This window comes from Acinetobacter sp. T63 (assembly GCF_053852345.1).
The window spans coordinates 2,313,547-2,326,931 of record NZ_CM132659.1 but is presented as its reverse complement, the minus strand read 5'-3'; the positions used below and the strand labels follow the sequence as shown (position 1 = coordinate 2,326,931).

Genomic DNA, 13,385 nt, shown 5'->3' with positions numbered 1-13,385 from the left:
AACAGGAATTACTGATGAAAGTTCAGGTAAAAGTGCTTGATGCACGTTTGGGCCAAGAATGGCCAATGCCAACCTATGCCACCTCTGGTTCGGCAGGTTTGGATTTGCGTGCCTGCGTGCATGAGACCACTGTCATTGAGCCGGGTCAAACCGTATTGGTGAAAACCGGTCTGGCGATTTATATTGAAGATCCGCATTTTGCCGGTTTAATTCTGCCGCGTTCGGGTCTGGGCCATAAACACGGTATTGTGCTCGGCAACCTGGTTGGCCTGATTGATTCTGACTATCAGGGTGAGCTGATGGTGTCGGTATGGAACCGTGGTCAGACTGCATTTAGCCTGGAACCAGGTGAGCGTCTGGCGCAATATGTGCTGGTGCCGGTGGTACAAGCCCAGTTTGATCTGGTTGAGGAATTTGAAGCCACTGAACGTGGTGCTGGCGGTTTTGGCCATACCGGTAAAGCTTAAAATCTGCTTGAATGATAAAGCCTAAACATTAGGCTTTATCACAACACGCTAGAAAGTAACGCAACAAACACTTAAAATTACATTTTGTAGCGTGAATTCTGTTTTCGGCCGCATAGAATCAGTTCTTATATTAAAAAGCCTAAAACAATCATTCTCCCTATTCATATATAAAGTAGTTCTGCCATGGATATTCAACAGTCCAGTTTCCCTTTTCAGGTTTTCCGTGCTTACGACATTCGTGGCAAGGTGACTTTGCTGACGCCTGAACTGGTGCAAGCGGTGGCGTTGGGTTTGGCCGTACAAATTAAAAACACGGGCAGCACACGTGTGGTGATTGGTTATGATGCCCGTCTCAGCAGTCCGGCCTATGCCGATCTGATCATGCAGGTGCTCCAGCAGCAGGGCTTAAGCCCGACCTTAATGGGCTGCTGTTCCAGTCCGATGCTGTATTACATCGCCCGCCAGTTTGATGGCAATGGCATTATGGTCACGGCCAGTCACAATGCCAAATCTGACAATGGTATTAAATGGATTCTGGGTGGAGAACCCCCGACGCCAGACAAAATCCAGCAGGTGGCGGCCCATGCCAGCAACTATTTTCTGGCGCATCGCCAGCAGCCTGTGGCTGAACAGCCGCATCAGATTTATTCGGAATTTTGCCTGCAATATCAGCAGGCGCTACTCGATGATATTCAATTACAGCGCCGTTTTAAGGTGGTGCTCGATGGTCTGCATGGTTCAGCGGGTCGCTGCGCTGCGCTGGTCTTGCAAAAACTGGGCTGCGAGCTGATCACAATCCGCTGTGAGGCCAATGGGCATTTCCCCGATCATGCCCCAGATCCCTCTCAGGAAAAGCATTTAAGCAAGCTGAAACAGGCGGTACAGCAGCATCAGGCAGATTTAGGCATTGCGCTGGATGGCGATGGCGACCGTCTGGTTCTGGTCGATGAACAGGCCAAGGTGATTGGTGCAGACCGTTTGCTGGCATTGTTTGCCGAAATGTGTTTACAGCAACATCCACAGCATGAAGTGGTGTTTGATGTGAAGTGTTCGACCATGGTGCGTAACACGGTACGCGCGCTGGGTGGCCATCCGGTAATGATTCGTACCGGCAGCACCTTCCTGCGTCAGTATCTGGCGCAATCAAAGGGACACGCAGTGTTTGGTGGTGAATATGCCGGGCATTATGTCTTTAATGACGGGCGCGGCTTTGGCTATGATGATGGCCTGTATGCTGCGCTGCGGGTAATGGAATATTTAAGCCAGCGCCCGGAGCGAAGCCTGTCTGAACTGCTGGCCAAATATCCTGAACGCTGCTGTACTGAAGATACTTATATCAGCACCCACAACATTGCTTCAGCGCATGTTTTACATGAGCTTGAAACCTTAAGTCAGCCATTGGCCGCACAATTAAGTAAAATTGATGGCGTTCGACTTGATTTTGAAGATGGTTTTGGCATTATTCGAGCATCGAATACGGGCGAATATTTTACAGTACGTTTTGATGCCGATAATCCGGCACGATTAGCGGATATTCGTCATACCTTTGTTTCCATGCTGAGCAACCGTTATCCGCAGATTGCTCAAGACATTTTAGATGCTCAATAAGGAGAGGCGCATGCCACAGCAACAGACTGGCATCGACAAAGCACAGATTCTGACAGAAGCTTTGCCGTATATTCAACGTTTTATGGGTAAAACGCTGGTCGTGAAATATGGTGGCAATGCCATGACCGATCCTGAGCTGGAAAGTTCATTTGCACGTGACATTGTGCTGCTTAAAACGGTCGGTTTAAACCCGATTGTGGTGCATGGCGGTGGTCCACAGGTCGATTCCTTCCTGAAACAGCTGGGCCGCGAATCTGACCGTATTGATGGCATGCGCGTGACTGATCCGGCGACCATGGAAGTGGTAGAAATGGTGCTTGGCGGTAGCGTGAATAAATCTATCGTCAATTTAATTAACCAGCATGGCGGCCGTGCCATTGGTTTGACCGGTAAAGATGGCAACCTGATTCGGGCCAAAAAACTGCTGATGGAAAAAACCGCAGAAGATGGTTCAGTACAGAAAATTGACTTAGGCTTGGTCGGCGAAGTGGTCGGCGTGAAAACCGACGTACTGGAAATGTTTACCCAAAGCGATTTTATTCCGGTAATTGCACCGTTAGGCGTCGACGAAGACGGTAATACCTATAATATTAATGCCGATCTGGTCGCTGGTAAGGTGGCTGAAGCTTTGGGCGCAGAAAAACTGATTCTGTTGACCAACATTACGGGTGTACTGGATGCCAACAAGAATCTGCTGACCGGTTTAACCACTCAGGAAGTCGATCAGTTAATTGAAACCGGCGTAATTTATGGCGGTATGATTCCGAAAGTAGGCTGTGCGCTGGATGCCGTCAAAAATGGCGTGGTCAGTGCGCATATTGTCGATGGCCGTGTGCCACATGCTTCCTTGCTGGAAGTCTTTACTGACCATGGAGTGGGCACTTTAATTACCAACCGTGCCGCCAAACACTAAGAGTTAAAACAACTCAAGGTCTCTAAGGAGGCCTTTTTTTATGGCTGATTTTTGGTCATTGAATTGTCATCTGCATCGCCTAGTGTATAGGCAGAACATTAGGAGTGCTGATCGATGTTAGCCAAACTCAATCAATATCGACAAAATTTGAGTTTTCCTTTAAGCAAAAAAAATCATACCAAATATGATTTTAAAACCACAACAAAAACAGAATACAGCTTTGAATGGGTTGAAAATTTAAAACAGTTAAAAGAAGTACAGCAATTTCGTGCCGAGCAGTTTGCCAACCAGTTCGGTTTGCAGTTTGAGCATGGACTGGATCAGGATGTTTACGATTTTGGCTGCGAACATGCCGTATTAAGGGATAAGGCCAGTGGGGAAATTGTGGCCTATACCCGATTAAAACTGTTTCAGGGGTATGAACTGGCGCAAAGTTATAGTGCCAGCGAATTTGCCATTGAAGAGCAATTAAAGCATCTCAACAATATTGTGGAAATTGGCCGTACCTGCGTGCATCCACGGCATCGGGCCGGTAAAGCTCTATCCATTTTATGGCTGAATCTGGTGCCGAAAGTACTCTGGAGCATGAAAGCCCGTTATTTGATTGGCTGTGTCAGTGTGCGTTTAGAAGGCAATGAAGCGCGTGCCTATCATACCCATCAGTATATCCAGCAGTTAAGCGAACAGCAGCGCTGTAACATTGCCTCGAAACAGGTGTATATTCCACAGGCCTCTGAAATGACTTCGCTGAAACAGGGCCGGATTCCCAAGCTGTTTGATATTTACCTGAAAATGCAGGGCAAACTGTCCACCGAAGCCTATTATGATCAGGAGTTTAACTGTCTGGATTATTTTGTCTTTGTCGAAATGAACCAGGTGCTAAAAAAGATGGTACTCAAGAAAAATACCCGTCACATTGTGGAATAAATAAAACTTTGCAGTGATTGTGATTTGCATGGCCTGACAGAGTCATGCACAATAAATGCAGTTTTAATCAGATGTTGAAGTCCTGTATGTGCCAGTTACTCGGAATGAATTGTGCAACACCTACTGATATTACCTTTTCATTTCGTGGTTTTTCACAACGTGCTGGCATAACTTCCGACCATAGTGATGGTTTTGGCATCGCCTTTTTTGAAGACAAGGCCTGCCGCTTATTTGTCGATAACCAGTCGGCAGTGGAATCGCCCATTGCCGAGCTGGTACGCAACTATCCAATTAAATCACGCAATGTGATTGCGCATATTCGCAAAGCCACGCAAGGCAAAATTACCCTGGAAAATTCCCATCCCTTTATTCGGGAGCTGTGGGGACGCCACTGGATTTTTGCCCATAATGGCGATTTACACCATTTTGATCCAGCCTTAAGCGGTCATTTTACCCCGGTGGGCAATACCGATAGCGAGCGGGCATTCTGTTATTTGCTCGATCAGATGGTACTGAAATTCGGTTTTGTGGAACCGTCTTTAGAGCAGCTCTTTGAACTGCTGACCGAAATTTCCCCGAAAATTGCCGAGCATGGCACCTTTAACTTCTGTCTGTCTAATGGTCAGGCGCTGTTTAGCTATGCCACCACCAAACTGCACTGGCTGGTGCGTGAATACCCGTTTAAACCGGCACAATTAATTGATATTGATGTCGAGGTCGATTTTAGCCAGGTTACCACACCGGAAGATCGGGTGGCGGTGATTACCACTGAACCGTTGACTCAAAATGAAACCTGGCAGGCTTTTAGCCCCGGCGAAATGATTTTATTCCAGCAGGGACAGCCGATCAGAAAACAGCTGACTTATATTGAACGTTTGGAAAAAGAACGTCTGAATCCGGAATTAAAACGGATTACCCGCGCCGATCAATATTAATCTACTGTTGTATATTTTATTTTAAATAGTGCCGTATTTTATTTAAGTCTAAAAATACGGCAGAAAATAATAAAACGGTTAAATAATAACTGACTCTTTTGCTCAGGTTAAAATAATATAAACATTATAAAACAAGTATTTGTGTGAATTTGTTGGCAGAAACAGGAATCCCGAGTAAATCACTTCATTTTTATTTTAAATTAAATATGGCTACTATGCTCAAAGCTTATAAATCATTTGATTCAGGGGTGGTCGTATGAAAATGAAGTGGATTCCAGAATATAATACTGGCATCGATGTGATTGATGACCAACATAAACGTATTCTTGATTATATTAACGAAATTGTCGAGATTGGTGAAAATACCGATCGTGCCCGTATTAAACAGATTCTCGATAATATTATTGACTATACCCAGTCTCATTTTACCTTTGAAGAATCTTTACAAGAAGAAGCCGGTTATAAATACCGCGTACCACATAAACGCGTACATGACTTATTTATTAAAAAAATCGAGTCGTATCGTGAACGCTTTGAAATGGGGCATTCCATTGAAGGAGAACTGCACGAAGTGTTGTCAAAATGGTTAATTAACCATATTCAGCATGATGATGCAGATTATGTTGGCGCTGTAAAAGAAAATATGATGGGTATTATTCGGGAAAAAGAAAAGAAAAAAGGTAAAAACTGGTTTGCCCGTTTCTTCTCATAAACAGAATAAATTACTGCACAATGGCTTTGTTGCATAAAGATTTTAAAGATAGAGCTTTCCTAAGTTGTTTAAATTTAAGTGACAACTTGGGTATGAGCTCGGCCTAATTCTATAAATTTATTTAATACTGCCACACGTGCATGAATCTCATTCACCTGGCTTTGAAAACTCCGTGCACTGAGTTTATCTCCCAATAATTTGATGCAATGCATCTTGGTTTCTACCAAGCTTCGGCGATGATACCCAGACCACTTTTTCCAAATTGCTCTTCCTAGGCATTTAACCGTTTTCAACAATTCATTTCTTTCTAAAGATCTCAGCTTTTTGTCTTTCCAGGGCTTCGCATTTTTTCTTGGCGGAATCACCGCATGTGCCTGTCGATCTGAAATGACTTTTCTGCAGTGTTTCGTGTCATAAGCACCATCTGTATAGACAGAATCAATCTGCTCATCAAGTGGAATTTGATCAAGTAAATCTTCGAGTACTTGTGAATCACTGACATTGTTTGTCGTGAGCTGAACGGCCCGTATTTGCAGCGTTTCAGCATCTATACCAATGTGAAGTTTACGCCATTGGCGACGATATTCAGGCTGATGTTTCTTACGTTTCCATTCACCTTCACCTAAAAACTTCAAGCCAGTAGAGTCGACGAGTAGGTGGAGACCATCACGACTTTTCTGATAGCTTATCGCAATATCAATATGCTTTTGTCTTCTACAAATAGTCGAATAATCTGGCGCTGTCCAATCTAATCTACAAAGTTTAATGAGGCTCTGAACAAAGCCAGTGACCATGCGTAAAGTGAGTCTAAATAGAGATTTGATCATCAAACAGCATTGAATCGCTATGTCGGAGTAGGTTTGACTTCGACCTTGTTTGCCTTGAGGTTCTGCATACCATTGTGTTTTTGGATCGAACCAAATGGCAATATTCCCACGATTAATGAGAGCTCGGTTATATGCGGGCCAATTGGTTGTGCGGTAGATTTTGTGTGTAGGCTTCTTCATTTGGAAATTATATTGCTGAAGAAGCCGTCTATGCTAGGTTTGTGCAACAAAGTCCTGCACAATTAATAAAACCAGAGAACAACAATATTGGACTAAAAACTAGCGCAGCAAACCATTGATGGCAATGGTTTGCTTTTTCTTTTTTAGTTTTTGATTTTCCCGGGTGACAAGGGCAAAATAGCGATAGATTTTTATTAGGAAAGCATCATGCAGGACAATGCTATGTCACGATGGTTATCGCCGCTGATGGCATTTTGTTTATCATTTATTCTGATTGCCACACTGGCACCGGTCACTGGCATTCAGCTGGAACGTCAACTGGACTTCTGGCTGCTGTGGTTAGGTACCATGCTGGTGCTGGCCTTGCCATTGACCTATATGGAAATTGCGCTGGCCAAGCGCTCAAAAACTACAGCCTTGCAGGCTCTATCCAGTTTGACCCGTGATGCCGATGCCTCTGCACAGTGGCGTCTGGTGGGCTGGCTGGCCGCGGTGTTTATTCCATTTTTAGCAGGCGCGATGCTGTTTAATGTCAGCCAAATGCTGACCCAGCTGGCACTGCCAACGATTCTACCGTTGTGGATTTTTATTGGCTTGGCACTGGTTGCCCTGGCATTGTCTTTTATTTCGCGTCTGCTGCTGCTTGGCCTGACTGCGGTCGGTGTGATTGCTGCCTTTATTCTGGCGCAAGTGATGGGTGCTCCGGTTGCTGAATGGCAAATGACCGCGCTTGAGTTTGGCGAGTGGGGCAATGCCACAGTACTGGCGTTGGTGGCCAGTGGCCTAGGTCTGGGTCTGTACTGGCAAACCAGTTTGCCGGCGGTACAACAGCAACAGGTGGCGACCAAAACCGTGTTCCCGATCTGGCTGGCGCAATTACTGGCCGTGGTTGCCTTTGCTTTCTTTGCCGCGACTGCCCAGCTACCCGCTTTTGCGCTGGCTTTTGCCGTGGTGATGGCTGCTGCGCTCATCCTGCAACTGGCACGTGAACAGTTGGCACAGCGTCAGATTGCAGTGGCAATTCAATGGATCATTCTGCTGGCAGCCACGTTGATCTGGGCCATTCCAGGTCTGGCCAGTGTGTTAAATCCACTGCTGATGATCTGGGGCCTGGTGATTTGTCTGATTTATGCGATTTTCGCCGGTTGGATTATGAAAATCAGTCATTTGCGTAAATCCATGAACTTCAGCAGTGAAGCCTTTTATAACCTGTGGCGTATTGCCATCCGTATTGTCTTGCCACTGGCAATTATTGCTGCGCTGCTGGCCGTGATTGGACAAATGTTCTGATGACTGCGCAGTATGTCTGGGTGGCTTTTGCCTCAGCCGAACAGCAGTTTCATCTGGCAGTGCCGTATCAAAATGGCATGACTGCGCTGGATGCGATTCAGCAGAGCGGGATTAGCGAACAGGTCAGTTTGCCTGAACCGCTGCAACTGGGAATTTTTGGTAGCCGTTTAACCGATGCGCAGCAGCCACTGCAACCGGGTGACCGGGTCGAGATTTACCGGCCGCTGACCATTAATCCGAAAGATATCCGCCGCAAACGAGCAGCGAAAAACCCGGTGGGCCGCTATGCCAAAGGCAATCGCTTTAAGCAATTGAGTTCATAAGAAAAACCCCTCACTGAGGGGTTTCTTTTTATCTGAAAGGGGCTATAGTGGGGGCGCGGTTAAAATTGCTTCTTTTGAACCCGGTAAGCCTGGTTGCTGTTCAGGAATGGTTTCTAAACCTTCAATTTTCTGCACAATACCGGTTTGATCGAAGTAGATTTTTAAGTGTTGACCTTGTGCAGCGGGAATCTTGGCTTTTTTAGCATAGGTTCCTGGGATATAATGGTAAATATAGTCCCAACGTAAAGGATTCATTGGATCTGAAATGGTTGGGCTACCCAGCAAAAAGCGGACCTGTTGGTGGCTCATGCCGACCTGAATTTTTGCAGCTTGTGCTTGGGTTAAGGGGGTGCCTTGAGGAATATCTACTTTATAAACGCCCAAGGTCGAACAACCCATGAGCAATGAAGTGACGAATAACGTCAACATGACTTTTTGCATTTTGCTACACTATCCCAATTAATTATTGATGCATTCGATCCAAGCATAGATCATACTGCATCTTAACTTTGTTGCATATTCCAACTTTAATTTTGTTGAGAGACCTTTTTTCATGCCTATTTCAAATCAAGATCTACGCAAAGCTGGCCTTAAAGTTACACTTCCACGAATTAAAATATTGGAATTATTAGAAAATTCAAGACAACATCACTTAAGCGCGGAAGATATTTACAAGACTTTACTCGAACAGGGTGAAGATGTGGGTTTAGCAACTGTGTATCGCGTGTTAACACAGTTTGAAGCCGCGGGGATTATCGAGCGTCATAATTTTGAAAATAATCATTCGGTTTTTGAAATTATGCAGGAAGATCACCACGACCACCTGGTATGCCAGAACTGTAATAAAGTGGTGGAATTTACCAACGACGTGATTGAACACGAACAGCATGAAGTGGCGAAAAAGTTTGGTTTTGAACTGACCGGTCACTCACTGAATTTATATGGCTACTGCGATGCGCCGGAATGCCGCGAAGCGTTCCGTAAAAAATAAGCGCAAAACTGCCCATCAATAAATCAACCCATAAAAACAGGCTGAAGATCAGCCTGTTTTTTTTGCCTAAAATTATTGCCCGTCGAAGGTAATATTCGAAGTGGCATGCATTAAACGCTCGCCGCCTTCTTCCGACAGCTTGATTTGCAGACGCAAATCGTTTGGTGAGTCAGCATGTTTCAGGGCATCTTTGTAGCTGATCTGCTTGGCTTTATACAGGTCATACAGGGCCTGGTCAAAGGTTTGCATACCCAACTCACGTGAACGCTTCATCAGGTCTTTAATTTCGTGCACATCGCCTTTACGGATTAAATCGGACACCAGTGGCGAGTTAATCAGCAGTTCAATCGCGGCACGACGTGAGTTGCCATCAATAGTAGGAATCAGCTGCTGTGCCACAATGGCTTTCAGGTTCAGTGATAAATCCATAAACAGCTGGCCATGACGGTCAGCCTCAAAGAAGTGGATAATCCGGTCAATGGCTTGGTTGGCGTTGTTGGCGTGCAGGGTGGCAAATACCAGGTGACCGGTTTCGGCAAAGGCAATTGCATAATCCATGGTTTCACGTGAACGGATCTCACCAATCAGGATCACATCTGGGGCCTGACGCAAGGTGTTTTTCAGTGCCACTTCAAACGAATCGGTATCAATGCCTACTTCACGCTGGGTAATAATACAGCCGGCGTGTTCGTGCACAAATTCAATCGGGTCTTCAATGGTGATGATATGACCTTTGGAATTCTGGTTACGATAACCAATAATTGACGCCAAAGAGGTCGATTTACCGGTACCGGTTGCCCCGACAAAGATGATGATGCCACGTTTGGTCATGGCCAGATCTTTTAAAATCGGTGGCAGTTTCAGTTCTTCCATGGTCGGAATTTTGGTTTCAATCCGACGCAGCACCATGCCCGGTTCATCACGCTGCTGAAAAGCGCTGACACGGAAACGCGCGCTTTTATCACGGTTGGTGATGGCAAAGTTACATTCACGGGTGTCAGCAAATTCCTTGCGCTGCTTGTCGGTCATAATCGAGTTGAGCAGCTGGCCAACAATTTCCCCGGTCAGTTTGGATTTGGCCACCGGCACAATCTGGCCGTTAATTTTCATGGAAGGCTCAACATCGGCCGTAATAAACAGGTCCGATGCTTTTTGCTGAATCATTAAATTCAATAAATCATTAAAGTCCATAGCGCTGTCCTGGCTTCCTGCACACGATTAGAGGAACGATTCTGGCTGTTTCGCCACAGTACGCGCGGTCTGCGGACTGATCACGCCACGGCTGACCAGGGCTTTCAGACTCTGGTCCAGCGTACTCATGCCGTAGTTGGCACCGGTTTGAATGGCTGAGTACATCTGCGCAACCTTGTTTTCACGAATCAGGTTACGGATGGCCGGAATCCCGATCATGATTTCATGCGCCGCCACACGGCCACCGCCATTTTTCTTGAGCAGGGTTTGGGAAATGACCGCCTGTAACGATTCAGACAGCATGGCACGTACCATGTCTTTTTCTTCGGCCGGGAAGACGTCAATCACACGGTCAATGGTTTTTGCCGCCGAGGTGGTGTGCAGGGTACCAAAGACCAGGTGACCGGTTTCTGCCGCGGTAAGTGCCAAACGGATGGTTTCCAGGTCACGCATCTCACCGACCAGAATAATATCCGGGTCTTCACGCAGCGCCGAACGTAGTGCTTCATTAAAGCCGTGGGTATCACGATGCACTTCACGCTGGTTGACCAGACATTTTTTAGACTGATGCACAAATTCAATCGGGTCTTCCACGGTCAGGATGTGGTCATAGCGATTGTCATTGATATAGTCAATCATCGCCGCCAGGGTGGTGGATTTACCCGAACCCGTCGGCCCCGTGACCAGCACTAGACCACGTGGATAGTCACAGATATCTCTAAAGATTTGACCCATTCCCAAATCTTCAATGGTCAGCACTTTAGAGGGAATGGTACGAAACACCGCGCCTGCACCGCGGTTCTGGTTAAATGCGTTAACACGGAAACGCGCCACGCCCGGGACTTCAAACGAGAAGTCGGTTTCCAGGTTATCTTCATAATCACGGCGCTGTTTGTCGTTCATGATGTCATAGACCAGCTTGTGGACTTCTTTATGTTCCAAGGCGGGCAAATTGATGCGGCGTACTTCACCATCCACACGAATCAGTGGCGGCATGCCTGCCGACAGGTGTAAATCCGATGCCCCATTTTTTGCCGAAAAGGCCAATAGTTCTGTAATATCCATAAGTTCCCCGAGATCATATAAATCTTAATTATTTTGTTAGAATAATACGGCTTTCCCTCAGCTTAACCAACACCTAGCACGAGGGCAAAGTAAAAAAGATGAATGAAAATGAGAACCGCATCAATGAATAGCCTGCAAAAATCGCGTCAACATGTGTTAGAACAAATTCAGCATGCCTGTCAGCAGGCGCAGCGTGACCCGGCAGAGGTCCAGCTGCTGGCGGTTTCCAAAACCCATCCGAGTGCTGTGTTGCAGGAAATGTACCAGACCGGACAGCGAGCCTTTGGCGAAAACTATTTACAGGAAGCGCTGGAAAAAATTGAGGCGCTGCAGGATTTAGAGATTGAGTGGCATTTTATTGGCCATGTGCAGCGCAACAAAACCAAACATCTGGCTGAAAAATTTGCCTGGGTGCATGGGGTAGACCGGCTGATTATTGCTGAGCGCTTGTCCAATCAGCGCAGCGATCAGCAGGCGCCACTGAATATCTGCCTGCAGGTCAATATTGATGGACAGGATAGCAAAGATGGCTGTAGCCCTGGCGAAGTACCGGCGCTGGTCGAGCAGATCAGTCGGTTGCCGAATTTACGTTTACGTGGCCTGATGGTGATTCCGGCACCAAATAACACTGCCGCCTTTCAGGATGCCAAACAACTGTTTGATACGGTCAAGGCGCAACATGCACAGCCTGCAGATTGGGATACGTTAAGTATGGGCATGTCCGGTGATTTAAATGCAGCAATTGCCGCAGGTTCGACCATGGTGCGGATTGGTACGGCATTATTTGGTGCGCGCGATTATTCGAAATAATGCTGCATCACAATATTCAGCTTATTGTTTGACATCACAGTCCGCTTAGGACAAGTGTCGTTCAATCCGGCGTGGTGGCTCCAGTTTTTGCGCCACCAGCCAGGCAAAACCAATCAGCACCGCCATTGTGATAATCAGGCTGAGCAGAGCTACTCCTAAACCGTGCTGCAGCGTAAACGGAAAACAGCCCAGGATAAAAATCAGCAACGGGAAATGGGTGATATACAGGGTATAGGAAAACTGCGCGGAAGCCGGCCAGATCACCTGAATCTGCCGTTCACCACGCGCCAGTTGTAGCAGCCAGCAGGCCGCCGCAATCCCGATACACAGGTTAAACAGCCTGAAATTTTCGCCAGTATAGTACTGCGCCAGATAAATGGAGTGAAACTGGTAGGCATCAAACAGGGCAATCAGCAGCGCCAAGAGCAGAAAACCGGATTTAAAATAGTGCAGCTGAGTGGCTGGAATCTGTTTGCTCCATGCCGGACTGGCAAAAGTAAAAGCCAGCAGCCAGACCAGAAAATAAATCAGAAACTGGATATTGAGCAGGCTTAGGCCGAGCAGTAGGGTTAAAAACAGCAGGATGCTCCCAGGTCTGAATGTCACCAGACAGCCGGCCAGAACATAAAACCAGACCTCATAGCTCAGGCTCCAGAGGGCAGCATTGGCCGATACCGTCGGCGTTACAAAACCATTGACGAAAAACAGTGAACCGAGAAAATCGGCTGCACTAATGTCATAGCTTTGCCGGATCATAAAGCTTTGGCTCGCCTCAATGTTATGGGAGCCGGATGCAAAAAAGTAGGGCGCCAGTGCATACAATAACAAGGTCAGCAACATGGCAAATAAAAATGGTCCCAGAATACGCTGGCAGCGTTGCCGGCTATAGGCCAAGCCTGAAAACTGTCGATGGCGATGGATATTGTGACGGATGGAATGTCCAATCAGATAGCCGCTTAGAACAAAGAACATCATCACTGCGGCTTGTCCGAGCAGACGCACACCCGAATAGAGGGTTTGATCCAGCGGACCAATAAAGGCCTGAAAACAGTGGCTGAACAGCACCAGAATGGCACTCCATCCGCGCAAGCTTTCCAGCTGCAGGCTGAGCTGCGGCGAGAGCGGACGATAGTGCCAGAACATGGT

Annotated in this window: 15 protein-coding genes; 10 read left to right on the top strand and 5 right to left on the bottom strand. The window is 46.7% G+C overall.

All coding sequences use genetic code 11. The features are described from left to right. The first annotated feature begins 14 nt into the window (after window positions 1–14). The 6 genes from dut to ACVLR6_RS11155 all read left to right on the top strand — a co-directional run bounded on the left by dut (window position 15) and on the right by ACVLR6_RS11155 (window position 5,562). Window positions 15–467 carry a dUTP diphosphatase gene (gene dut, locus ACVLR6_RS11180; RefSeq protein WP_005179786.1) on the top strand — a complete coding sequence of 151 codons (453 nt, stop codon included), beginning with the start codon at window positions 15–17 and terminating at the stop codon, window positions 465–467. A gap of 183 nt (window positions 468–650) precedes the next feature. Then, entirely contained in the window at window positions 651–2,075 is a 1,425-nt protein-coding gene (locus tag ACVLR6_RS11175; RefSeq protein WP_104488139.1) for a phosphomannomutase/phosphoglucomutase, read from the top strand. A 10-nt stretch (window positions 2,076–2,085) separates the two neighbouring features. Continuing rightward, the gene (argB, locus tag ACVLR6_RS11170; RefSeq protein ID WP_016659457.1) at window positions 2,086–2,988 is read left to right on the top strand and encodes an acetylglutamate kinase; all 903 of its coding nucleotides are present in this window, start codon (window positions 2,086–2,088) and stop codon (window positions 2,986–2,988) included. A gap of 114 nt (window positions 2,989–3,102) precedes the next feature. Further along, window positions 3,103–3,915 (top strand): GNAT family N-acetyltransferase, encoded by an 813-nt coding sequence (locus ACVLR6_RS11165; RefSeq protein WP_160242866.1) that lies wholly within the window; start codon window positions 3,103–3,105, stop codon window positions 3,913–3,915. A gap of 86 nt (window positions 3,916–4,001) precedes the next feature. Further along, window positions 4,002–4,850 (top strand): class II glutamine amidotransferase, encoded by an 849-nt coding sequence (locus ACVLR6_RS11160; protein ID WP_075168090.1) that lies wholly within the window; start codon window positions 4,002–4,004, stop codon window positions 4,848–4,850. 256 nt (window positions 4,851–5,106) lie between these two features. Beyond that, window positions 5,107–5,562: a bacteriohemerythrin gene (locus tag ACVLR6_RS11155; RefSeq protein ID WP_168399274.1), complete on the top strand. Its 456-nt coding sequence runs from the start codon at window positions 5,107–5,109 to the stop codon at window positions 5,560–5,562. Window positions 5,563–5,636: 74 nt separating this feature from the next. Here ACVLR6_RS11155 and ACVLR6_RS11150 read toward each other — a convergent pair whose 3' ends face one another. Beyond that, window positions 5,637–6,569, bottom strand: coding sequence for an IS5 family transposase (locus ACVLR6_RS11150; protein WP_194087063.1), 933 nt, complete (start codon window positions 6,567–6,569; stop codon window positions 5,637–5,639). Between the two features lie 207 nt (window positions 6,570–6,776). On the opposite strand from ACVLR6_RS11150, the gene ACVLR6_RS11145 reads away from it, so the two are divergent. Further along, window positions 6,777–7,859 carry a hypothetical protein gene (locus tag ACVLR6_RS11145; protein WP_168407550.1) on the top strand — a complete coding sequence of 361 codons (1,083 nt, stop codon included), beginning with the start codon at window positions 6,777–6,779 and terminating at the stop codon, window positions 7,857–7,859. Further along, window positions 7,859–8,182 (top strand): RnfH family protein, encoded by a 324-nt coding sequence (locus tag ACVLR6_RS11140; protein ID WP_005179774.1) that lies wholly within the window; start codon window positions 7,859–7,861, stop codon window positions 8,180–8,182. Before ACVLR6_RS11145 ends, ACVLR6_RS11140 begins: the two co-directional genes overlap by 1 nt. A gap of 42 nt (window positions 8,183–8,224) precedes the next feature. Here ACVLR6_RS11140 and ACVLR6_RS11135 read toward each other — a convergent pair whose 3' ends face one another. Continuing rightward, window positions 8,225–8,623, bottom strand: a complete 399-nt coding sequence (locus tag ACVLR6_RS11135; protein ID WP_005179773.1) for an outer membrane protein assembly factor BamE — start codon at window positions 8,621–8,623, stop codon at window positions 8,225–8,227. Between the two features lie 112 nt (window positions 8,624–8,735). On the opposite strand from ACVLR6_RS11135, the gene fur reads away from it, so the two are divergent. Continuing rightward, window positions 8,736–9,173, top strand: a complete 438-nt coding sequence (gene fur, locus ACVLR6_RS11130) for a ferric iron uptake transcriptional regulator (protein WP_005179771.1) — start codon at window positions 8,736–8,738, stop codon at window positions 9,171–9,173. 72 nt (window positions 9,174–9,245) lie between these two features. Here the strand turns inward: fur and ACVLR6_RS11125 are convergent, their stop codons facing one another. Together ACVLR6_RS11125 and ACVLR6_RS11120 are read right to left on the bottom strand one after the other, a co-directional pair. After that, window positions 9,246–10,364, bottom strand: coding sequence for a PilT/PilU family type 4a pilus ATPase (locus tag ACVLR6_RS11125; RefSeq protein WP_005179770.1), 1,119 nt, complete (start codon window positions 10,362–10,364; stop codon window positions 9,246–9,248). 27 nt (window positions 10,365–10,391) lie between these two features. Continuing rightward, entirely contained in the window at window positions 10,392–11,429 is a 1,038-nt protein-coding gene (locus ACVLR6_RS11120; protein ID WP_005179768.1) for a type IV pilus twitching motility protein PilT, read from the bottom strand. A 123-nt stretch (window positions 11,430–11,552) separates the two neighbouring features. On the opposite strand from ACVLR6_RS11120, the gene ACVLR6_RS11115 reads away from it, so the two are divergent. Next, window positions 11,553–12,239 carry a YggS family pyridoxal phosphate-dependent enzyme gene (locus tag ACVLR6_RS11115; protein WP_005179764.1) on the top strand — a complete coding sequence of 229 codons (687 nt, stop codon included), beginning with the start codon at window positions 11,553–11,555 and terminating at the stop codon, window positions 12,237–12,239. Between the two features lie 45 nt (window positions 12,240–12,284). Here the strand turns inward: ACVLR6_RS11115 and ACVLR6_RS11110 are convergent, their stop codons facing one another. After that, entirely contained in the window at window positions 12,285–13,382 is a 1,098-nt protein-coding gene (locus ACVLR6_RS11110) for an acyltransferase family protein (protein ID WP_455995225.1), read from the bottom strand. Window positions 13,383–13,385: the final 3 nt, after the last annotated feature.